Annotated in this window: 22 protein-coding genes and 5 pseudogenes; 6 read left to right on the forward strand and 21 right to left on the reverse strand. The window is 46.5% G+C overall.

Translation table 11 applies throughout. The features are described 5' to 3' along the window. Nucleotides 1–174 precede the first annotated feature (174 nt). Both dnaA and dnaN read left to right on the forward strand, forming a co-directional pair. Nucleotides 175–1,524, forward strand: coding sequence for a chromosomal replication initiator protein DnaA (gene dnaA, locus NOC_RS00240; RefSeq protein WP_011330199.1), 1,350 nt, complete (start codon nt 175–177; stop codon nt 1,522–1,524). Nucleotides 1,525–2,395: 871 nt separating this feature from the next. Beyond that, the gene (dnaN, locus tag NOC_RS00245) at nt 2,396–3,499 is read left to right on the forward strand and encodes a DNA polymerase III subunit beta (protein ID WP_011330200.1); all 1,104 of its coding nucleotides are present in this window, start codon (nt 2,396–2,398) and stop codon (nt 3,497–3,499) included. 90 nt (nt 3,500–3,589) lie between these two features. Here the strand turns inward: dnaN and NOC_RS00250 are convergent. From NOC_RS00250 to NOC_RS17990, 11 genes and pseudogenes are all read right to left on the reverse strand, one after another. Further along, nucleotides 3,590–4,215, reverse strand: a pseudogene (locus NOC_RS00250) (IS5 family transposase); the annotation flags it as partial. A 9-nt stretch (nt 4,216–4,224) separates the two neighbouring features. Then, nucleotides 4,225–4,635, reverse strand: coding sequence for a transposase (locus NOC_RS00255; protein WP_231561291.1), 411 nt, complete (start codon nt 4,633–4,635; stop codon nt 4,225–4,227). A gap of 129 nt (nt 4,636–4,764) precedes the next feature. Next, nucleotides 4,765–5,076, reverse strand: a complete 312-nt coding sequence (locus NOC_RS00260) for an IS630 transposase-related protein (protein WP_002813684.1) — start codon at nt 5,074–5,076, stop codon at nt 4,765–4,767. A gap of 39 nt (nt 5,077–5,115) precedes the next feature. Further along, nucleotides 5,116–5,247, reverse strand: a pseudogene (locus NOC_RS17975) (IS5/IS1182 family transposase); the annotation flags it as partial. A gap of 585 nt (nt 5,248–5,832) precedes the next feature. Beyond that, complete coding sequence (locus tag NOC_RS17980; protein ID WP_002813180.1) at nt 5,833–6,360, reverse strand: transposase; 528 nt, start codon at nt 6,358–6,360, stop codon at nt 5,833–5,835. Between the two features lie 180 nt (nt 6,361–6,540). Next, on the reverse strand, nt 6,541–6,738 hold the full coding sequence (locus tag NOC_RS17985; RefSeq protein ID WP_147094546.1) for a hypothetical protein: 198 nt from the start codon (nt 6,736–6,738) through the stop codon (nt 6,541–6,543). 77 nt (nt 6,739–6,815) lie between these two features. Continuing rightward, nucleotides 6,816–6,938, reverse strand: a complete 123-nt coding sequence (locus NOC_RS18505) for a hypothetical protein (protein ID WP_370992013.1) — start codon at nt 6,936–6,938, stop codon at nt 6,816–6,818. Continuing rightward, complete coding sequence (locus tag NOC_RS00275) at nt 6,935–7,330, reverse strand: DDE-type integrase/transposase/recombinase (protein ID WP_002813691.1); 396 nt, start codon at nt 7,328–7,330, stop codon at nt 6,935–6,937. The genes NOC_RS18505 and NOC_RS00275 overlap by 4 nt, the downstream gene beginning before the upstream one ends. Nucleotides 7,331–7,397: 67 nt before the next feature. After that, complete coding sequence (locus tag NOC_RS17135) at nt 7,398–7,565, reverse strand: hypothetical protein (RefSeq protein WP_002812924.1); 168 nt, start codon at nt 7,563–7,565, stop codon at nt 7,398–7,400. 8 nt (nt 7,566–7,573) lie between these two features. Continuing rightward, a pseudogene (locus NOC_RS18510) lies at nt 7,574–7,693 on the reverse strand (hypothetical protein); the annotation flags it as partial. 123 nt (nt 7,694–7,816) lie between these two features. Further along, entirely contained in the window at nt 7,817–8,044 is a 228-nt protein-coding gene (locus tag NOC_RS17990) for a hypothetical protein (RefSeq protein ID WP_049750798.1), read from the reverse strand. 3 nt (nt 8,045–8,047) lie between these two features. On the opposite strand from NOC_RS17990, the gene NOC_RS00280 reads away from it, so the two are divergent. Further along, entirely contained in the window at nt 8,048–8,404 is a 357-nt protein-coding gene (locus NOC_RS00280) for a transposase (RefSeq protein ID WP_049750799.1), read from the forward strand. Here the strand turns inward: NOC_RS00280 and NOC_RS17995 are convergent. The 6 genes and pseudogenes from NOC_RS17995 to NOC_RS00295 form a co-directional block, all read right to left on the reverse strand. Continuing rightward, nucleotides 8,401–8,907 (reverse strand): annotated as a pseudogene (locus tag NOC_RS17995) (transposase). The gene NOC_RS00280 and the pseudogene NOC_RS17995 overlap by 4 nt on opposite strands. 79 nt (nt 8,908–8,986) lie before the next feature. Next, the gene (locus NOC_RS17600; protein WP_002811878.1) at nt 8,987–9,124 is read right to left on the reverse strand and encodes a hypothetical protein; all 138 of its coding nucleotides are present in this window, start codon (nt 9,122–9,124) and stop codon (nt 8,987–8,989) included. A gap of 269 nt (nt 9,125–9,393) precedes the next feature. Then, nucleotides 9,394–9,726: pseudogene (locus tag NOC_RS00290) on the reverse strand (transposase); the annotation flags it as partial. A 102-nt stretch (nt 9,727–9,828) separates the two neighbouring features. Next, the gene (locus NOC_RS18000; protein ID WP_002813169.1) at nt 9,829–10,020 is read right to left on the reverse strand and encodes a hypothetical protein; all 192 of its coding nucleotides are present in this window, start codon (nt 10,018–10,020) and stop codon (nt 9,829–9,831) included. Beyond that, the gene (locus NOC_RS16500; RefSeq protein ID WP_244859995.1) at nt 9,938–10,228 is read right to left on the reverse strand and encodes an IS630 transposase-related protein; all 291 of its coding nucleotides are present in this window, start codon (nt 10,226–10,228) and stop codon (nt 9,938–9,940) included. The genes NOC_RS18000 and NOC_RS16500 overlap by 83 nt, the downstream gene beginning before the upstream one ends. Before the next feature lie 315 nt (nt 10,229–10,543). Then, the gene (locus NOC_RS00295) at nt 10,544–11,209 is read right to left on the reverse strand and encodes a transposase (RefSeq protein ID WP_370992014.1); all 666 of its coding nucleotides are present in this window, start codon (nt 11,207–11,209) and stop codon (nt 10,544–10,546) included. A 109-nt stretch (nt 11,210–11,318) separates the two neighbouring features. Here NOC_RS00295 and recF point away from each other — a divergent pair, with 109 nt between their 5' ends. From recF to NOC_RS00310, 3 genes are read left to right on the forward strand one after another with little or no spacing between them, the layout of a single operon-like run. Continuing rightward, nucleotides 11,319–12,410, forward strand: a complete 1,092-nt coding sequence (gene recF, locus NOC_RS00300; RefSeq protein ID WP_011330202.1) for a DNA replication/repair protein RecF — start codon at nt 11,319–11,321, stop codon at nt 12,408–12,410. A gap of 27 nt (nt 12,411–12,437) precedes the next feature. Beyond that, a complete protein-coding gene (gene gyrB, locus NOC_RS00305; RefSeq protein ID WP_002812476.1) occupies nt 12,438–14,861 on the forward strand; it encodes a DNA topoisomerase (ATP-hydrolyzing) subunit B in 2,424 nt (807 codons plus the stop codon). Nucleotides 14,862–14,919: 58 nt separating this feature from the next. After that, nucleotides 14,920–15,621 (forward strand): (5-formylfuran-3-yl)methyl phosphate synthase, encoded by a 702-nt coding sequence (locus NOC_RS00310; protein WP_002813440.1) that lies wholly within the window; start codon nt 14,920–14,922, stop codon nt 15,619–15,621. Between the two features lie 1,522 nt (nt 15,622–17,143). Here the strand turns inward: NOC_RS00310 and NOC_RS00315 are convergent. The 4 genes from NOC_RS00315 to NOC_RS00330 form a co-directional block, all read right to left on the reverse strand. Then, nucleotides 17,144–18,151, reverse strand: coding sequence for a class 1 fructose-bisphosphatase (locus tag NOC_RS00315; RefSeq protein WP_002813313.1), 1,008 nt, complete (start codon nt 18,149–18,151; stop codon nt 17,144–17,146). Between the two features lie 214 nt (nt 18,152–18,365). Further along, a complete protein-coding gene (locus tag NOC_RS00320; protein ID WP_002812760.1) occupies nt 18,366–19,184 on the reverse strand; it encodes a formylmethanofuran dehydrogenase subunit C in 819 nt (272 codons plus the stop codon). A gap of 82 nt (nt 19,185–19,266) precedes the next feature. Beyond that, nucleotides 19,267–20,175, reverse strand: a complete 909-nt coding sequence (gene fhcD, locus NOC_RS00325; RefSeq protein WP_036497813.1) for a formylmethanofuran--tetrahydromethanopterin N-formyltransferase — start codon at nt 20,173–20,175, stop codon at nt 19,267–19,269. Next, nucleotides 20,172–21,842 (reverse strand): formylmethanofuran dehydrogenase subunit A, encoded by a 1,671-nt coding sequence (locus NOC_RS00330; protein WP_002812455.1) that lies wholly within the window; start codon nt 21,840–21,842, stop codon nt 20,172–20,174. Before NOC_RS00330 ends, fhcD begins: the two co-directional genes overlap by 4 nt.

The following is a 21,842-nucleotide window of genomic DNA, read 5'->3' on the forward strand; positions in this document are numbered from 1 at the left end:
GCCAAGGTGGCTTGATTAAGGATAAGTTTTAATTTCTCTAGAAACAATATTATGGCAGAGATCTTCAATCCTAAACATACGAGGACATAAAACTGCCCTTCTTTCTAGCCGCATCTCTTTATAATGCTAGGCTTTAACCACAACCTCTCGATTGTTTAAAGGAGTATGCAGTCTGTGCCATCCTCGCTTTGGAAGCATTGCCTCAACCACCTAGAGGGAGAACTCGATCCCCAAGAGTTCAACACCTACATTCGCCCCTTGCAAGCAATACAACAAGGTACTAGTTTGCAACTCTATGCGCCGAATCAATTTGTCATTGATTGGGTACAAAACTGCGCTGAGAGCCGTATTAATGCTTTATTATCCCACTATAGCAGCGGTCGTATCGAAAAGGCACTTCTTGAGGTAGGTTCTTGTAGCTTGCAGCCTCAGCCTCATATCCAAGCGGTCGAATTAACCTCAAAATCTGCACGCTCTTCTTCTAGAGTAGTTGATCGGATACCTGAATCTAGACTCAATAAAAACTATACTTTTGATAGTTTTGTGGAGGGTAAATCCAATCAATTACCTCGCGCTGCTTCCCATCAAGTTGCGGAAAATCCCGGGAGTGCCTATAACCCTCTTTTCATTTACGGAGGGGTAGGCCTTGGCAAAACCCATCTAATGCATGCGGTAGGCAATTATATCCGAAGCCGTAATCCTAGCGCTCGGGTAGTTTATCTGCACTCGGAACAATTCGTTGCTGAAATGATTAAAGCCTTACAACTTAATGCTATCAACGAATTTAAAACTCGTTATCGCTCAGTAGACATTCTGCTTATCGACGATATCCAATTTTTTGCGGGAAAAGAACGTTCTCAAGAGGAATTTTTTTATACTTTCAACACTTTACTTGAAGTTCAGCATCAAATAATCTTAACCTGTGACCGTTTTCCCAAAGAGGTCAATGGATTAGAGGAGCGATTAACATCACGGTTTGGCTGGGGGCTAACAGTTGCTGTTGAACCGCCAGAATTAGAAACGCGAGTCGCAATATTGATGAATAAAGCCAGCATCGAAAATATCATTCTATCGGATGACGTAGCGTTTTTCCTAGGGCGCCTCATCTATTCCAACATCCGAGAGTTAGAGGGCGCATTGCGGAGGGTGATTGCTTACTCTCGATTTACCCACCGTCCGATTACAATGGAACTAACGCGTGAAGCCCTAAAAGATCTGCTAACGCTACAAGAAAAGCTAGTCACTATAGAGAACATCCAAAAAACAGTAGCTGAGTACTATAAAATTAGGGTTTCTGATTTATCATCAAAACGGCGCTCACGGGTAGTAGCTCGGCCTCGGCAAACCGCAATGTCACTTTCCAAAGAATTAACGGATCATAGTTTAACGGAAATTGGAAAATTCTTCGGTGGTAGAGATCATACTACCGTTCTGCACGCTTGCCGTAAAATAAACGAGCTCAAGAGTATAGATCGTCGAATGGCCGAAGACTATCACAATCTGCTAAAAAAGTTATCAACTTAATTGTGGATAACCCTGTGTATAAGTTGTGTATAAACTGTGGGTAAAGTTTGATATGAATATTATCCACAACTTATACACAACTTATACACAACTTATACACAGGGTTATAAACATTCTAAGTAATTAATTTATAAATATAAAAATGGATTATCCACGGATTTTTAAATGATGCACTATCACTATCATTTTAATATATATTCTTGTTATAGAATCGTAGAGTATCCCTAAAAATTGATAATTTAATGTAAAATAAAGCGATGCAGTTGATTTTAATTTAGACAATTGTTATACAACCTTCTTTAAAAGAGTTGCATCAAACCATTACCTAAGGACTTCGAACGGCGGTTGAGAAGAGGGAGGACTGTAACAGCTAGACTGGGGACAGTACGAATTAGCCCCTGCCATAGCGAAGAGAATGAGCAGATGCTTTACAGAAAGATAATACGGCCATTGTGGCGCATAGGAAAAGTATCGCGAAACTCCTTTAGCAAATGCATACCCACTGCTCGCCTTAATCTGCTTTTAGGCCGCTAGAAAACAAGGTGAAGGTCCTTTTCATTCAAATTTGATAGGGTTGGTGTGGGCCAAAAATAAGTTCGGATGGGTGAAGTAAGCTCCCCTCAAGCGTTACAATAGTTTTTGCGGAAGGGACAGTACCATAGAATTATGGGGAAGCCGGAGAATAAACTCTCAAAAAATAAGCCGAGCTATCCGGAGAAAGATTGCAAAATCAAGTGATCATCAAATAACACTATTAAGCAGCTAAATAATTGTTTAAGCTATATAAAAACAAATAGTGGTTTTGTAAAAGTCACAAAATAATGTTACATATCCCTTATCCTTGCTTGGTTTAAAAGAGAAAAAGCAATTGATGCGCTTTTCCATTAAAAGAGAAGAAATTGTTAGGCACTTAGTAACCGTTTGTGGCGTAGTAGAACGACGCCATACACTGCCTATACTCTCCAACGTTCTCCTTTCGGTTAAAGATTCACAGCTTTCTCTGATGGCGACTGATCTTGAAATTGAAATAAGGACTGCCCTTAAGGTTTTATCTTCAGAAGAAGGCAAAGTAACCGTTTCGGCAAGGAAATTCTTAGAAATTTGTCGTGCCCTTCCTTCTGGATCAGCATTAGAAGCTCAGTATAAAGAAGGACAATTTTATATTCATTCTGGTCGCAGCCGGTTTACGCTTAGCACTCTTCCTGCTGAGGATTTTCCAAGTATCGATAGCATTGATGCGGTAGCAGAATTAGAACTGACCCAAGCAGAGCTAAAACAATTATTGCATCGGACGGTCTTTTGTATGGCTCATCAGGATGTCCGTTACTATCTTAATGGTTTATTATTGGAGCTGACGGAAGAATCTATCCATGCGGTTGCTACAGATGGGCATCGTCTTGCGCTAGCTTCTTTAGCAAAAGGAGCGGACCAAGAGGGAACAGAAATTCAATCTATCATTCCCCGAAAAGCAATATTAGAGTTAGTGCGTTTGTTAGAGGAATCGCAGGAACCGGTACGGTTAAAATTTGGTACTAACCAGATGAGGGCAGAATTCCAAGGATTGTCCTTCTCTACCAAGCTAATTGATGGACAATTTCCCGACTATAAACGAGTAATACCTGTAGGTTGTGAGAAGCAATTTGTTGCTGATCGAGAAAGATTTAAACAGGCTTTAGTACGGGTAAATATTCTTACTAACGACAAATATCGTGGAGTCCACTTACATTTATCAGATTTAAAGCTGCAAGCTATAGTCACTAACCTAGAGCAAGGGTCTGCTGAGGAAGAGCTAGATATAAAATACCAAGGGGAGAATTTGGAAATCGTCTTTAATAATTTTTATCTTATTGATGTTCTTAATATTATTGATACGAAAGAAGTTAGATTAACTTTTACTAATGCTAGTAGTAGTTGCCTAATTACCCCTATTGATGCATCTGATAGTAAGTATGTTGTCATGCCTATGAGATTGTAGACGACTTTATTGTTTTAGGAGTTCACCGAGTTTGGAAGGAATGAGAGATAGAACTGATAAGAAGTCGTGCGCTCGTACCTTAGAGCCTGTTCAAAGTTTTTTGAGTAGCAGGGCCAGGAAGGCCAAGTGGATGAGCTGCAAGCTGGTGTGTTCATCATTCGCTCGCGGCTTTTCCAGCCAGGCGAAACGACGCTCGACGATCCATCGCTTGGGCATGACCTTGAAGGTGCGTAGTTCGCTGCGTTTGGCAATCTGTAGTTGCACATGCGCACCCAGGATTTAGCGCACACCCTGTGCCAAGGGCTAGCCCACATAGCTGCTGTCACACAACAAGCTTTGCACTCGCCCAAGCTTATTAGGTTTACAGCGGCACAGCACCTGTAGCACTCCTTTTCGGTCTGTCACCTCGGTGTGGTTTAGGGCCACAGCGATGTGGCGCTTGACGCCCGAAACCTTCTTACCCGCGTCCATAGCCCTTCTGGCCTGCCGTGTCCGTGTTTTTCACGCTCTGTGCGTCCACAATCAAGAACGCGCTGCAAGCGTCGCGCCCCCGTTTCTCACGGGCCACGCCAACCTGATTTTTTTAATGCCTGTTCCAGCAGGCTGCCTCCTTCGCGGGGATCACTCCAGATGGCCCAGTACGAGTGTACTGTGCGCCACTTAGGAAAGTCATTGGGCAGGTCGCGCCATAGGCAGCCCGTACGCATCAGGTATAGTTATTTGCGTTAAGAATAAGACAATATGAGTTGATCGATTGAAGTGTGCTGTGGCAATGATTGTCGCCTCTTTTTCATGCCGCCAAATGAATTTTCTATGGGATTGAAGTCTGGTGAATAGGGCGGTAGCGGTATGAGCATGTGGTAATCTGAAGCCACAATCGTCTGGATACGCTTATGATTGTGAAATGAAGCATTGTCCATGACGATGAGGGTGGGCTCATGCAGCTCTTTCATCAAGCACTGCTCAATCCATGTTTCAACAAGCGCCGCCGTGCATGAGCCTTCAAAGAGCATGGGCGCCAACCCTTCTTTTTCCTGCCCCTTGGCGGCGTGTGACGCTGTGCCATGATAAGATGAGTCCGGCGTTTGCGTTTGCCTGTGATAAGGCCAAGGATTTTGTGTCCTTTTTGCACCCATCCTGCATCACGGTCACAAGGGGCATCAAAGCCCGTTTCATCCATGTAAATCAGGTTCTTGAGACCGAACATCCTATGCGCGGCAGTGAGTTTCTTAAGAAATTCTTGCCTTTTCATATTGCACCGCTCTTTATATCCGTGCTCTTTTTTTTACGATCTTTAACGTCTTGAGCGCACGGCTTATAGAGCTCGTGTGAACGCCAAAAACTTCCGCGCGTTCATGCAAAAACATATCGGGATGCTCCTCAGTGTGCTTCTTCAGAGCAGCCTTATCAATCTTACGATGACGAAAACCAGCCTTCTTGGGAGCCAGATCATCAGCATTTAGCCAACGATAAAGCGTGTTGCGAGAAAAACCAAAAAGACGCGATGCCTCAACTTTGCTACCACCCTTTTTTATGTAAGAGAGGGCGGCCTCTCTCAAATCAAGCGAATAAGTCATGCATTATAATAACATGTAACTTTATTAACGCAAACTACTATACAGCACCGCGCAGAATACCTCGTACAGATCTAGTTGACAGGGCGCTGTCCTTTTGTGGGCACTCTCCAACAAAGGGCTCATAACCTCGAATTGCTTCGGCTTGATACCACTTGGATAACCTCTTCTCATCTCCCAATCTCCTCATAACTCAGAGACTTTGAACAGGTTCTAAGAAGGATCTGAATAACTGCCAATTTTCGCCAGCATCAGCTTGAAATGCCAAAATTTCTAAATTTAGATATTATTATTACTGTCTCTGGTTATTCTCTGATTCCCGCCATTTGGGCAGCATCCGGATGCATTGGCTCTACGCCAGCAGGTATTTTTCGCCGATGAGCAAGTTGGTGAAGGCGGCTAACAGATGCAGACGGCTTGTATTTTTGGCCAGGCTACAGTAGCGAACCTAGCTATAGCTAGAGACTTGCTTGATGTAACGGAACGGATAGCTCCACCTTGGCTGAATGCTGGCTTTGATTTTCTCGACTTTAGCCTTAGCCCCCATCCCGTGTCTTCGAGCACTGGGGCGGCTGATAATGAAGCAGGAAACATCTTTACGATGTTTATACCATTTCTTTAAATATTTGCATGCTTTAAAGCGGAGAGGATGAAGGGGTAACCTGTTAAAGAACGAATCGTTTGTGGATTGAGGTTCTGGAGGATTTCCCCAGCGGTCTGTCGAAGGGAGTCTAGGGTACTGAAGAGCACCCAACTGAGCTAATCTTTCATGTGTTGCCAAAGCCGTTTGATAGGGTTGAGCTCGGGGCTATAGGGAGGTTGGAACAGCCACACGATATTCTCAGGCAACTCCAGTTTCTTGGCCCGATGAGAGTGGGCATTATCAAGTTGAACGATAGGCAGAGCGTGGGAATAGCGTTGCGCGAGGTGATCCAAATAAATATGAAAAAAGAAGCTTTCCCCGCTCAGCGGCTCCACCGCCCCATAGAAAAAGAAGGCTTTAAATTGCCATTGCACCGGCGCTAGGGGCTTGGTGCCGGGCGGGGTAATGAGCCGCCGGGGGATCGTTTTGAGCCCAAAATCTGTTTCATCATAACACCCGTACCGCACTGGTACAGCAGGGTCTTCAGCCCCGTAGAGGAGTTGCAGAATATCTAGGCGCCGCAGGCGTGTTTTTTTAAACTCAACCCCTGCCGCTTCTTCTCGATGAAGGTGGCTTAGGCGCGCCACTTTGAGCTTGGCTTTGAGCCGGTAACGTACTGTCTGATGTAGCGTTTTATACTTCATCTGCAAGCCGTATTCTTCCCTCAGCCACTGTGTTCAATGGCCCCATAACTCTTAAAACCCGGGGGGACTTCCAAACGCTGCTTCAAAGCCTGCTCAACCGCCGGCGGTATAGCTCGGGCACCTCCATCATGCGCCGTCCCAAGCTCCAGCAAGCCTGCTAACCCTCGGGCTCGATACTTATCAAACCAGCGATAAAGGAAGGGTAGAGGGATTGCGCCCTAGCACTTTCCCAAGGCTGTTTGAGTTCGGTGACTTGCTCGCTCTTGAGCAAATATAAGCCTGAACCCGTTCTTTGCCTTTCACCTTGCTCTGCTGATGAAGTAGCGCTTTTAATTCCTCGACACGCTCCGTGATCTCTAGCTCTAGGCGGCGACTCATCAACCTCGCTCCTGCCCGGGTTGGGTAGAGCCGGTGATGGGTCCGCTCGCGCTTCAGGTTGCCGAAGAAGCGCTCCACTACGGCATTGTCCCAGCAGAGTCGCCTCGGCGCCTCATACTGCAGTGCATGCCGTGCTTAGCCAGCAGGGCCTGGTACTCCTGGAAAGCATATTGGCTACCCCGATCCGAGTGATGGATCAGACCCGCTTTAGGCTGGCGCCGCCATAGTCAGAGTGTCCTTGACCTAAATCGACCCGCAGATGATTCGCTAGTGACCAACCCACGACCCGCCGGGAATATAAATCGATCACCACCGCCAAGTACAGCCACCCTTCAGTGGTCCATAGATAGCTAATATCCGCTGCCCATACCCAATCGGGGGCGGCCACGGTAAACTGCCGCTCAAGAAGGTTAGGGGCCACGGGATAACCGTGCCGGCTGTGGGTGGTGGCCTTAAAGCGCTTCTTCGGCTTAACCACCGCGCCTACCTGAGGCATCAAGCTTCGGGCCTGATAGCGCCCCGCCAGTATGACCGTCGGCCTAGAGTTGTTTGGCCATTCGCCGGCTTCCATAATTCCCTCCCGTTTCTTCATGGATCGCTTTCACTCGATACACCAAGGCTTGCCTCTGAGCCTTCTCGTCCCCTCGCTGTCTATAGTCTTAGTAGCCGCTGCGGTTCACCTCCATGACCTGGCCCAGCAGCGCAATCGGATAGGCCTTCTTCTGCCGCTCAATGAACTGATATCTCAGCTCGATTCCTTGGCGAAGAAGGCTGCCGCCTTTTTTAAAATCTCCCGCTCCATCCGCAGCTGCTTCAGCTCTTTCCATTCTGGCCCTGAAAGCCTCTCTCCAGCAACCTCAGTGCTCAACTCCTGGCACCTGCGGCCAAGCATACTGCGGTCAATAACCAAATTCTGGGCCGCCTCCGAAACCTGGTAACCCCGCTCGGTTGCCAACTTGACGGCTTTTTGCTTGAAACTCTGAGTATACTTTCGCTTCTTCTGTGGATGGATAAATACCTCGTCTCTCTTTACTCTATTTTTTCTCTATTTTGAGGCTTAACAAGATGTCCGTTCTAATTAAACCACTTCAAGGTTATTCCTCCCTTCAGACGCCCGCTCCCCATGCCAGCTGGTCGGCTTCGAGCGCGTATGCTGCGCATCCATTTTCTGCAGCATGGGTTCAACCTGTCCGACCCTGCCACCGAGGAGGCGCTGTACGACTCCCAGGCCATGGGCTAATTCAGCGGCATCGACCTCGACCAGGAACTGGTGGCGGGCGAGAGCGCGCTCTGCAAGTTTCGCCATCTGATGAAGCGCCACAATTTCGGCGATCAGATGTTTTACTTGGTCAATCAATATCTTGCAGAGAATGGCGTGAGAGTTAATCGCGGTACCATCGTCGATGCCACGATCATCAATGCGCCAGCTTCACCAAGGACTGGAAAAACAACGGGATCCGGAAATACACTCGACTGGCAAGGGCGCCACCAGGGGTATTTCGGGATGAAGGCGCGCACTGGTGTTGACAGTCGCACCAGCTTGATTCGCAGCGTTGTCGCCACGGCGGCCAATATCCACGACTCGGCCGTTTTCGGCGGCTTGTTGCACGGACAGGAAACCCGCCTCTGGGGTGATTCGGCCTATAGCGGTTCTCATTTAAATTAGGGACAGAGTCCGCAGTGTTTAAAGTAGGCTTGGCAGTTTCGAGGGGAAATCAGCGTGAGCGCTTCGCTAAGGGCTTCATAAAGTTGCTCTTTTTTCCGGGCGGCTTTTTTCTTCAGGACATGTTTTAGCTTGGAGCAGGCGTACTCAATAGGATTGAGTTCAGGATGATAGGGGGGTAAAAAGACCACCTTGGCGCCGGTCTGCTCGCTTCGCTCAATGGCCTCTTCCTATCGATGAGCGGCGGCATTATCTAAAATCACCGCTTTTCCTGCCCGTAGATAAGGCAATAGAAACTGTTCGACATCATAGAGGAAAACGGAACCCTTGAGCGTGCCTTCAAAGCACAAGGCGGTCTCCAGCCCTTGTAGGGATAGAGCGCCGAGGGCGCTGATCCGTGGCCCTCCTCCGGTGGGCTTCTCGCCATAGGCTCTTTGATTTTGAGGGGCACGGGCAAAAATCGGGGTCAGGTCAAGACCCGATCCGCTTTCATCGATAAATATCAACGCCTTATTCTCAATCTGGGCCCGTCTCTCCCGATACGCTGCCCTTAACCTTTGGACCCGGGGGCTCTTTTGCTGAGGGTCATAAAACGTTTTTTTTACGGCTTATTTTTAACCGCTTCAACCCCCGCTGTTGCTCATACCGCTCACACAGCTCCGCCAGCGTTAAATCCGGGCGCTCTTCCAGCCACTTGCGCAGGTACTCACCCCCCCGCCTCATCCACCTTCGGCTCGACCCATCTGCCCTGGGGCCGCATTCCCGCTCTCTCGGTAGCGCTTCCACACCCGTTTGAAACAACTCTCCGAAACTAAAAACCTCTCCGCTACCGCTTCCTGGGTAAGCTCCCCCCTTGCCGATAACAGGCCACCATCTTCTCTCGTAAATCCTCGGAATAAGGCCCTGTCATTCTCTTGTCCCCTCTATTCATTCTTTCACTATTATCACATTCTCCTCCTTTTTTTCCTTGGTGGCCAGCTAAATGGGAAACGCTATAAATAAGATGATTCAATTTTAAAGAGTTTAGCAATAGAAGACAGAGTTTGTTTCTTTATGGCTTTTGTGTGTGCTCCTTTTTGTTCAATGGGGTTAAGGTCTGGGGAATAGGGCGGTAGATAAAGCACTGTGTGGGCTGCTTTTCGGAGAATAGCTTGCGTATCCTGACGTTGATGGAGCGTGGCATTATCCATGACACTAACGGATTGTGGCGGTAGTTTTGGCAGTAAATCCTGCGCTACCCATGCGGTAAAAATATCGGCATTAATATTCGTAGGGAACAGCCCGATGGTGAGCACAATTTTGCCAATCAAAGCGCCGATGGCATTCGTTCGGCCCTTTGCATGCCACCGTCACAAAGTCCGTAACAGCGTGCTCCAACCGGCGCATAGCCGTGTGTAGGCGGCCTATTATGGGCAAATCCACGCTCATCAAAGTAGACAATCGGGCGGCATTGTTGCTCCTACCATGTCATGATCCTCTGGAAGGTGCACCGTGCGCCTTCGCATCCCTTTGGGTGCATCAAGCTTTTTTTTATAGCTAACGCCCAGACAGCGCAGAGCATGGTTGATTCCCTGAACACGCACACCAAAACGGCTGCGCTCGCTCGTATTGATACGCATCCGGATTGTCCCGAACATCACTAGCCAGTGCGTCCATATCGAGCTTTGTCGCTGGTTTATTTCGGCTCGGTTTAGGCTCAGGCCCTTTTAGCCAACGTGTAACGCTCGCTACGCCCACACAAAACCCAGACGCTACCTCGGCAATGATAACTTCTTCCTTCTTGCGAACGGATAGAACTTTATAGTGAAAATCAGATGAGTAAGTCATCTAATAAGTATGATCAATTTATAATGGATTGGCTATACCGGGTGCTGAGGGATGAAGTGCGGGCGAAAGTCGAACCTCCGTTCCGTATCATGAAGCGCATTTTGGTGAAGTCAAATGGGCGTTTCAAAGGCTTGGCGAAGAAGGCCCATCATCTATTTCTCTGCTGTGCCCTGGGGAATCGGATGACGGCCAGAAGACACTGCTGCGGCGATGCGATGGCGGGTGGTATGGATTCATCTGACGACATTGATGCCCGCACTCAAATATTTCATCAATTGTTCAGAGGTTCCTTAAGAATAAGATGTTATGATTTGGTCAATTGCCGCCTCCTGTGCCATGGATTATCTTCGTTTTTTCAATGGGGTTGAGGTCTGCAGAAGAGGGCAGCAACGGGATCATATCATGGTAATCCTTGGCCACGATGTCCTGAATGCGTTTGTGATGGTGGAATGAAGCATTGCCCATGATGATGAGAGTGGGGTCATGCAACGCTTTTATGAGGCATTGCTCCACCCATGTTTCGAGCAGTTGAGAGGTGCATGAGCCTTCAAGGAGCATGGGCGCCAGCCATTCCTTCTTGCGCCCCCCTGGCGTTATGGCGCTGGGCCATGCCCAGGTGGGCGCGGCGTTTGCGCTTGCCGATGAAAGCCTGAGGAGCTGCTGTCCTTTGTCTACCCACCCCGCATCCCTATGGCAATGGGCCTTAAAACCGCTCTCATCAATATAAACAAGGTTCCTGAATCCGAACGTCCGGTCTCCGGCGGCGAGTTTTCCCAAAAACGCTTGCTTTTCATAGGGCATCACTCTTTTTTTACGGATGCCAAGACGCTTGAGAGCATCATGCATTCTTCTGCTCACACCAACATTAAACAAGGCAGCACGCTCATGAAGAGAGCTATCAGGATGTTCTTCAACGTGCTTTTTCAGTACGCCCTTGTCAAACTTGTTATTTCTTCGGCCATGGAACCTTCGGATACGAATCTTCGGCGTTGAGCTAACGGTATATAAAGAAAAAGCCTTCTTTCATAAATCTATCTTGAATACGCCATACATAATCACGGCGTATCCGATTATTAATTAAAATCTCTCTATGATGCATATTACTCATCTTGACATACGCAACTTCAGAAATCTAAAGCATATTGAATTGCATCCTAGCAAAGGGGTCAATATCCTTTCGGGTGCCAATAGCAGTGGAAAAACCAGCTTTCTAGAAGCCATTTATTTGCTTGGCTTAGGACGTTCTTTCCGCACCGTTCAATTAATTTCGGCTATTCAGGCCGGCATGGAATCGCTCCGTGTTGTAGCCAAAGTGAAGCAGGTGGGCGGTTCCCATACCGCAGGAGTAGAGTTTGGTCCTGCTGGTTTTCGAGCACGTATCAACAAAGATACGGTAAAGAAACGTTCCCAATTAGCCACCCAATTACCCTTGTTATATATGTCTTCTTATAGTCATGTTGTACTCGATGGAGGACCTCGTTACCGCAGGCAATGGCTCGACTGGAGTTTATTTCATCTGGAGCCCGGATTTCACGATCTATGGTGGTGTTATCAACGAACGCTTAAGCAGCGTAATCATGTATTAAGAGTTCATAAGCCTAGCTGGCAACAGGAAATTAATGCTTGGAATAAGAAGCTCTCTACCTATGGGGAGCAAATTACTTCGCTGCGAGAAGCTATTCTCTTTAAACTACAGGATAGCGTATCACAGTTATTTACGGCCTTGGCCCACCAACCAATTTCCCCTGTTACTATGGAATTTAAGCAAGGTTGGGCTCGCACGGTGAGGCTAGAAGAAATTCTAAATGAATCGTTGAACTATGATCGAGCAGCGGGTTATACACGATATGGACCTCACCGTGCAGAAGTGGCATTTTATGTGGATGGAAAAGATGTTAGGGAAATTTTATCTAGAGGTCAGCAAAAGGTATTTTGCTATTCTCTTGCGTTGAGTCAGGCAAATCTATTATACAGAACTAAAGAACAAAATTGTATTTTCTTAATTGATGATTTTACTTCGGAACTCGATGCTGATCATCGAAAGCGGCTTTTAACATTGTTAAATAAGCTAGGCATGCAGGTTTTTGCCACTACTATAGAATCATTAGGTAGTGAAATAAAGGCACATCCTAATATCAAGGAGTTCCACGTGAAACTGGGGCAGGTAGAAGAAATGGTATAATAATTGATAATAACTTTAGGAGCAACAATGAAAGCCAGCACTGCCTACGACTCATCTCATATTAAAGTTCTGAAGGGCCTGGATGCCGTTCGTAAACGCCCTGGTATGTATATTGGTGATACCGATGATGGCACCGGTCTCCATCATATGGTGTTCGAAGTTGTGGATAATTCTATCGACGAGGCCCTGGCAGGGTTTTGTAATGAGATTAGCATCATTATACATTCTGATGATAGCATTACTATCTCTGATAACGGACGGGGTATCCCAACCGATATTCACCAAGAAGAAGGGCGATCTGCAGCGGAGGTCATTATGACTGTACTGCATGCTGGTGGGAAATTTGACCATAACTCCTATAAAGTTTCTGGTGGGTTACATGGGGTAGGCGTATCAGTCGTTAATGCTCTTTCTGCCGTTCTTTTTTTAGAGATTCACCGCGACGGGAAAATATACCAGCAGCACTACCAAGAGGGTGTCCCACAGGGGCCTTTAGTCGCTGTCGGTACCACAGAGCGTAGCGGTACAACGATTCGGTTTTCGCCAAGTCCCAAAATTTTTTCCAATATTGTCTTTAGTTTCGATATTTTTGCAAAGCGACTGCGAGAATTAGCTTTTCTTAATTCTAGAGTCCGTATTTTATTGGAAGATGAGCGTATCGGGCGAAAAGAAGAGTTTTTTTATGAGGGGGGGATAAGTGCTTTTGTAGAACATCTCAATAAAAATAAAACTCCACTCCACGGAAACGTTTTTTATTTCCAAGGAGAACGTGATGGGGTTGCCGTGGAACTTGCAATGCAATGGAATGATTCTTATCAGGAGCATTTTTTTTGCTTTACCAATAATATTCCACAAAGAGATGGGGGTACTCACTTGGCTGGCTTTCGATCCGCCCTGACTCGAACTTTGAATCAGTATATTGAGAAAGAAGCATTAGCCAAAAAAACCAAGGTCGGTACGACTGGCGATGATGCTCGAGAGGGACTGACTGCGGTTCTCTCTATAAAAGCGCAAGATCCAAAGTTTTCTTCTCAGACTAAGGAAAAATTAGTGTCCTCTGAGGTTAAACCAGTGGTTGATAGCTTAGTCTCAGAACATTTTCAAAATTTTTTGCTGGAGCATCCCGTTGACGCCAAGGCTATTGGCGGCAAGATGATAGAGGCTGCTCGAGCCCGAGAAGCAGCCCGCAAAGCTAGAGAGTTAACTCGCCGGAAGGGGGCTTTGGATATGGCAGGGTTACCCGGAAAATTAGCGGACTGTCAGGAACGGGATCCAACTTTATCTGAATTGTTTTTGGTAGAAGGGGATTCAGCAGGTGGATCTGCTAAGCAAGGGCGTGATCGTCGAAACCAAGCCATTCTTCCTCTTAAAGGAAAGATCCTTAATGTGGAGAAAGCTCGTTTTGACAAAATGCTGAGTTCTGTAGAAGTCGCTACTCTCATTACGGCCTTAGGGTGCGGTATTGGCCGAGAAGAATATAATCCCGATAAACTACGGTATCATCGGATTATTATCATGACGGACGCTGATGTAGATGGATCCCATATACGCACGCTGCTATTAACTTTTTTTTATCGCCAGATGCCGGAGCTGGTAGAGCGGGGTCATATTTATATTGCTCAACCTCCTCTTTATAAGGTTAAACGGGGTAAGCAAGAGCAGTATATTCGGGATGATGCCGAGATGGAACGCTATTTGATTAATTTATCTACTGACAATGCAAAAATCTATTCCGAGAATGGAGCAACTTCTATAGCAGGAGAAACACTATCGACCTTATTTACTGATTATTTCCAGTTGAGGCGTGCTATCGAGCGATTATCTTATCGTTATGATCCTTTATTGCTTGATCAAATGTTATACCTTGATGTAGTACCTACCCCCGCTGATCCAATGATAGAAATTAAGCAATTAGAGGAATGGGCTACCCAGTTGGAGATTAGAAGTAATAGCGCAGCCAAAGGAAATGCCCGTTATGAAATTGAAGTAGCCACGGTACCTGAGAATTCTGCACCCGTGCTCCAAGTAAAGATTACGCGCCATGGGGTAACCGCCTATCAGCGTATTTATATGGATTTTTTTACTTCCCCAGACTATCAACGCATTCAAAATTTAGGGAAACGCTTAGTTAATTCCGTTAAAGCGGAAAGCTACGTTCAACGAGGTGATAGGCGACAATTAGTAAATGATATCCAAGAAGCAGTCGACTGGTTGATGGAGGAAGCAAGACGGGGCCAAGCCGTGCAACGCTATAAAGGTCTTGGGGAGATGAATCCAGATCAATTATGGGAAACTACAATGAATCCTGCTACACGGCGCCTTAGCCAGGTTCGAATCGATGATGTTATTACGGCAGATGAAATATTTACTACTTTGATGGGAGATCATGTGGAACCTCGGCGGGACTTTATTGAGTCCCATGCGCTAAGTGTAGCTCATCTCGACGTTTAACGGATTTGGAACTTGATGAATTAACCTTTTTGTTCTTTTGCGTACATATTATTATAGTATGAACCGCTGGCTAGCTAGTGCACGCAACCTGGAAGAGGCTAGCTACCTGCTTGCGGAAGGTCCGGATATTATTGATTTTAAGGAACCAAAAAGAGGAGTCTTGGGCGCCTTACCTCCAGAAACCGTTCGCCAAGCTGTAGCCCTGATCGGTGGACGTTGCCAAACTAGCGCTACCATTGGTGATTTTTTTGTGGAGTCTTCGCAAATTTCTCAGGGTGTACTAGAAATAGCAGCCACCGGCGTGGACTATGTGAAAATCGCCCTATTCTCCAATACCCAGCAGGCAGCCGATTGCCTAATATCCCTCCAACCGTTAGCAGCTCGGGGAGTTTCCATGATAGGGGTAATATTTGCTGATAAGCAGCCCGATTTTTCTTGGATACACCTAATAAAACAAGCGGGATTTAAAGGAATTATGCTAGATACGGCTGTTAAAGACGGCCGGGGTTTACTAAGTCATCTTTCCCTTCCTGAGTTGGATAATTTTATTAAGGTAGCTCGTAATGCTAATCTCGTCAGCGGTTTAGCTGGCTCTCTTAGTATACAAGATATACCTAAGTTGCTATCTTTAAAAGCTAATTACTTGGGATTTCGCAGCGCTTTATGCACTGCTGGGAATAGATGTTACCGTCTTGATCCAAAAGCGGTTCTGTCAATTAAACGAGCCATAAGAGAAAATCCTAGAATAGTTGAGAACTAATATATAGAGAGAAGGGCGATGATATCCGGATTGGGATAAAGTCGGGGTACGCGGTTAGCTTAGTTAAGCTGAATTCTAGATAAGCGAGGGGTCCTGCTGCTGGGCTAGGTGTCTGGAAAATTCTTCCTGGTGATGGCGCACTACAGGTCTGTCAGTCATTGAAATCATAATGGTGGTGATTCACTTCCCGCCAGCCTTATTATCACCATTTTAAAGGTTATTATCTGGGCGATGTTGGGTGCCATCTCAAAGGTGCTTTTTTTGAGAAGGGTCTACGGTGGATAACCCCCTGTCGCAAAAATAGGTGCGACCTCTTCTTGCCTGTGGTCGATAAGCGCTTGCTTATTGAGCGCAGCCATCATCTCCAGTGGTGTTCATTTCACACTCAACCGGGTCGCTGGGCTTATCGACTACACCACCCATTAGCTCCCTTAAGCTCTCACTTAACCCGCCTAACCATCCACTTATCCTCTTGGATAAGCCTAGCTAGGTAGTTATCCAGAACGAACGTTAGTTAAACTACGTACTTTATATGGATATGTATTCGTGGGGATAGAGAGGGCGTTCCTGAGAAAAAAATGCGCAATTTTTCTCCGATTGTAAATTAACTGTTTGTAAGTAGTATGCCTTTATGAAGATTTATGAATCATAAGAATAAGAGCGCAGCTACATATTGCGTGCTCTGAATAAAATATTTATTTGTGCTCAAAAAATAATGCTTTGAGTTTGTGAAAGTAGAGCGACTCCGTTGTAATAGGAAGTGACCAAACTTTCTCTATAAAGAAGCGCTCTGTGATGAACCACTTACGTTGCCCACGTTGTAGATTATCGCACATTAAGAAAAACGCTCGCACCCACTACGATAAACAAAACCACGCCTGCCTGGTGTACGGGGGCAGTTTGTGGCTGCGGCCTATCGTATTGACGAGACCAGGCGCGCCTTGGTCAAAAAGTTGCTGCTAGAGCGGCTCTCGTTGCGGGGCATTTGTTGGGTACTGGAGGTGAGTTTGACGTGATTGTTGCAGTTTATTGATGAGCTATACCAGCACTCACCTGATGATCTGGATGTTCAACAGATTTCACCTCTTCAGGCCATTGAGTTATCCTGTCTGAAAGTCCAAGCTGATGAAAGTAGGACTTTGTCGGTTATAAGGCCAATAAGCAATGGCTCTGGTTGGGGCTCGATCCGTGCTCGCGCCAGGTGTTGGCCTTCTATGTCGGTAACCGCTCACGGGACAGTGCCCGTGAGCTATGGCTACGCCTTCCCGCACGCTAACGCCAACAGGCCACTTTCTCCGCTGGTAATTGGGAGACCTATTAGGGTGTTATTCCCCCAACAACGCAGCATCAAGTTTTCCTCAAGGGCTCAGGGCAAACCAATGCCATTGAACGGTTTAACTGCACTTTGCGCTAGCACCTCTCGCGCTTGGTACGTAAATCCCTTTTATTAACCAGGAAGTTATACGATAATTCTGAGCAGCATTACTTTTTGAGCACTACCACTTATTTAACCTGAGAAAATTTACGCTTCCTGATGATAAGCAATTACCCGTTCTACCTCGTTTTTGGAACCCAGGATAACAGGTACCCGTTGATGAATACCTTCTGGGTTAATCTCTAAAATACGTTGATCACCTGTGGAGCTGACACCACCAGCTTGCTCTACAATAAAGCTCATGGGATTAGCTTCATACATTAATCGTAGTCGGCCGGGTTTATCTGGATCTCTGCTATCCCAGGGATACATAAAAATTCCACCGCGAGTAAGTATCCGATAGACTTCCGATACCATGGAGGCTACCCAGCGCATGTTGAAATTCTTGTTTCGGCAGCCTTCTTTCCCTTGCAAGCAGTCTTCAATATACCGTTGCACCGGTGCGGCCCAGAAACGCTGATTAGACATATTGATGGCGAACTCCATAGTGTCTTCTGGAATGGTCATATTAGGGTGGGTAAGAATAAATTCCCCAATATCTTGATCCAGGGTGAAGCCATTAACTCCATGACCCGCCGTTAACACCATCATGGTGGTAGGGCCATAGACACAGAATCCAGCGCACACTTGTTGGGTCCCTGGCTGCAAAAAATCCTCTTGGGTAGGCTCGGATACATCGTCTGGGCAACGTAGGATAGAGAATATAGTTCCCACCGAGATATTGATATCGATATTGGAAGAGCCATCTAACGGATCAAAGAGTAAAAGGTATTTGCCCTTGGGATATTGGCCAGGAATTGGAATAATCCCCTCGATTTCTTCTGAGGCCATAGCGCCTAGATGTCCCGTCCACTCCAAGGAGTTCACCATTATGTCATTGCTGATCACATCGAGTTTTTTCTGGCCCTCGCCTTGGATATTTTCGGTACCCGCGGCCCCTAGTATGTCGATGAGGCCGCCTCGGTTAACAAGATGGGAGATAGTTTTGCATGCGGTCACAATGTCGTTGAGCAGTCCAGTAAAATCACCGGTAGCACTGGGAATGCTACGCTGCTCCTCAAGAATAAATTGAGTTAGAAAAGGGTTGCTATGCATGAATTAATTATCCTTACTTTCGTTTAATAAAAAATAGGTAGAGGAGGAAGGGGTTTATTTTATGGGCTAGAAAAACAGTCCTGATAGTGCATTCAAGATTTGTCATTTTTATAGGTTAGGTGAGTTCATCTAACTGGATCTAATTAGATTAGGTTTAGATATCCCTCTGGATACAAAAACAAGGCTATTATAGCAATAATGGAAAATGAGATTTTCACGGCACCAGGATTAAAATTTCGCCATGGCCCAGACTGGCCATATCACCACAAAATCGATGCGCCCGGCCAATGGTTTTAGGGAGAAAGGCAAATCGGGTTTCTAGACTACGGTAGGATTCCAGCAGGAGGGGCAAGAACCCCAGAGTGTGATAGCCGCAGTCATTAAAGGTCGCGCTTAGTTTATCAGGGGGATGCCATAGTAAAAGAGTTCCGCGCTTCATACCATACCCTAGGTAATTTCCGGTTTTACCTAATATCGCAATTGTGCCTGCTAACATACGCGAGCCCGCATAATTACCTGCGTTTCCCTCAATAAGTAGCGTTCCTCGGCGCATTCGGTCTCCAACACGGGCACCCGTGTTTCCGGTAATAATAACCGTTCCTCCTGTCATGCCGATTTGATTGCCGGGGCGGGCGGCCCCTAAAAAATCGTCGCTATCTCCATCTACCCGGAGCAATCCGCCTTGCATCTCACAGGCGGTAAAAGCACCGGTATTCCCGTAGATATTAATTTGCCCATCATGCATGCCCATTCCTGTATAGGCACCGCAAGATCCTTGAACATCGATCTGGCCGCCAGAACAATTTTTACCGATGTAATCCAACTTGGTGGTCTCTCCTGCGAAAATTAACCGTCCTGGATCGTCTCCTGAAATATTAAAAATGGTATCTGCTCGCACGTGCTGATTACCCGTTACCAGAGTAATCGCAGCTATCTCGGGTTTCGATAGGCCGATTAAATTCTCCGGGATGAGGGGCGATGCATCCACCTGCTGGCTAGGAATTTCTTTTAGAATCAGAGTTAGTGCGTTCAAGGGTAGAGCTTTAGGAATTGCGATAAAAAATATGCTTTTTTTCTCTCAGAGCAGAACATTGGAGCGTGTGGCTATTTCACCTTTAAGCCATTTGTCCCATCATGATCTCCTGGAGATGAAAATGAATCGGACCTAGTTTTCCTCCATAATTGCCCGCACTGATGCGGTATATCCCGTTTTGGGCTCCAAAGTTACAGACGGCAGAAATTCCAGCATACATAGCCTTTTGGATATCTTCTTTAGAAAAACCATCAATAACAATTTCCAATACGGATTCAATCTCAGCCGAGAGATTAGTATGCGTTTTCCCTTTAAGCGTGGGGCAAAAAACATCATTGGTGGATGCCTTTATTCCTGGATATTTAGAACCCACCTTTGAACCCGCGCGCACGATGCCACCAGGAAAAGGCATTATAACATTAGGAATTTTTTTCATGGCTGCGATAGCCGCCTCGCAGGCCGTTAACGCTTGAGGTTGAGATTGGGCGAGAACGAGAAAATTGCCGCCGCCAATTGCTGGGATCATACCCACCTTCTCTTCGGTAAGAAATTCGCCCTCCATGACGGGAATTCGCCAATAACGGCGGCCATTAATAATTTTCGATATTTGAAAGCCATCACCAAAAAAGCGGAGATTCTTTCCTAACGGGATAAGTTCACCCTCATATATTCCAGCAAATAATGCGGAAGTGGGTGAAGTGAGTACGCACTGACCAACCCGGGCTTCAAGTTGTTTAGCTAATCCTTTGCCCCCTATGGCGAATAGTAAAATGGCGACTCCAGGGCGTCCGTCGGGTGTCTCAGAAGGATCTAATTCTCGTTCGATACCTGCCTCGCAACCACAAGCAATTACCGAAGTGGCGAACCCGGTCATGGTTTGGGCCGAATGATAGGCCCACTTTAGATCCTGTGCTGTAATAAGTATGCGAGTGGCTTTCATGGGAAAGGCTTCGGCAAAGGTGGGCTCAATTTTGACACCATTAATAATCAGAAGCTATTCCTCTCCCGGCAGGGATGAACTTGGATATGACCTCGCCCGAAATAAGTCATTTCCTCATCGTTTATTTTAAAATTGCTAATCTTCATGGGAAGATAACGATCAAAGTAGCTGGAAAGCTCTTTTTCTATACTATTATCGAACTCCGGCCGGACTACATGGGTTGCGCCCCAAGTGACCTTGACGATTTCCCCGTTTCTAACGACGAGTTCCCCATCCTTAAAGACATAGTCGGGTTTAGAAAACATTTTTTCCTTGTCTTTTTGCTCCGTGTAGACGGTAATATCAGCGGCTGCCCCAATACCTAGATGCCCTCGGTCTGAAAGACCAAGCAGTTTAGCCGCTCCAGCCCGGGTCATGATAGCAATCTCATAAAGAGAATATTCCCGGGTAATAGTGCCTAAAGTACTGGCCTGGGCAGCCTCCGGATGGATAGTGGCTAACATATCATTACGGAAACTTCGGTCCATTAATAGCCGGATAAGATGAGGGTAAGAAACAAAAGGGGCACCATTAGGATGATCAGTCGTAAGAAAAACCCGCCAGGGATCATCCACTAAAAGAAAGATCTCTAAGCCAATAGCCCACTGGAGAGCATTAACAAAATGCTTGTCTTGGTACTTAAAAGGGACAATACCGCAGCCAGCGTCACATTCAATATCCATGAAGGCCCATTTCTTAGGATAAGCATGGGGATGGCTGGCATATTGCTGCATGGTGTCACTGGATACGGTTACCGTTTGCCCAAACAGAATTTGACCGACATCAACGGTAATATTCGGGTGTCTATTTACCGCTTCTGCAATTTGAGCTGCCCCTGATGAGAATTTCCGATCACCTTCAGCGCCGTAACTATGAAATTGAATATGGGCAAGATGCATAGGGAGGCCCGCGATCCCCTCAATAGTGCTTAAAGTGGTTTTTAGATTGCCTGGTACTCCCAAGTTACAGCCATGGACATGAATGGGGTGAGGAATATCCAATTCATGTACTGCACGTGCGAGGCGAAGCAATATTTGTCGTGGTGTAACCCCATAAAAGGGACCTGGTTCATCCAGATCGAGGCGGCGTTGATTGAATTTGAAGGCATTAATTCCACCTGGATTGACTACTTTGATACCTAGACACTGGCTGGCTTTGAGAATCCAGGCCACGTAATTGTTAAAGGTTTTTTGATCCTTATTAGCTGCCAACATCCGTAACCCATAATCATCATTACCCAATAAGGCATAGCCACCTTTGTCTACCAAGGGAGTATCCCCCATTTCCATGTGGGCTTGGCGGGCATTCATAGGTAATACGGCAGGTTCGAAGACCGCCGTATAACCCATTTCCGCATAACGATAACCGGTAGCGAAGGTGCTGGGAATCGCGCGGCCAGATCCTGCGCGTAATAGTTCAGTACGGGGTAATAAATTAGTGTGATGACCCTCCGGCAGCAATGTTCGGGCGATATTAACGTTACCTCCACCGATATGACTATGGATATCGATCGCTCCAGCCATGATAATTTTATTATTTAAGGGATACTCTTGATCGATAGACATATCGCCGGGGGGGGGATTGATAATGCGGCCATCTCGGATATAAATATCACGAACTTCGCCATTAATCCCATGCATGGGATCATAAACGGTACCGCCGGTGAGTTTAATGAGCAT

It is taken from the genome of Nitrosococcus oceani ATCC 19707, from assembly GCF_000012805.1.
Taxonomy (GTDB): Bacteria; Pseudomonadota; Gammaproteobacteria; order Nitrosococcales; family Nitrosococcaceae; genus Nitrosococcus; species Nitrosococcus oceani.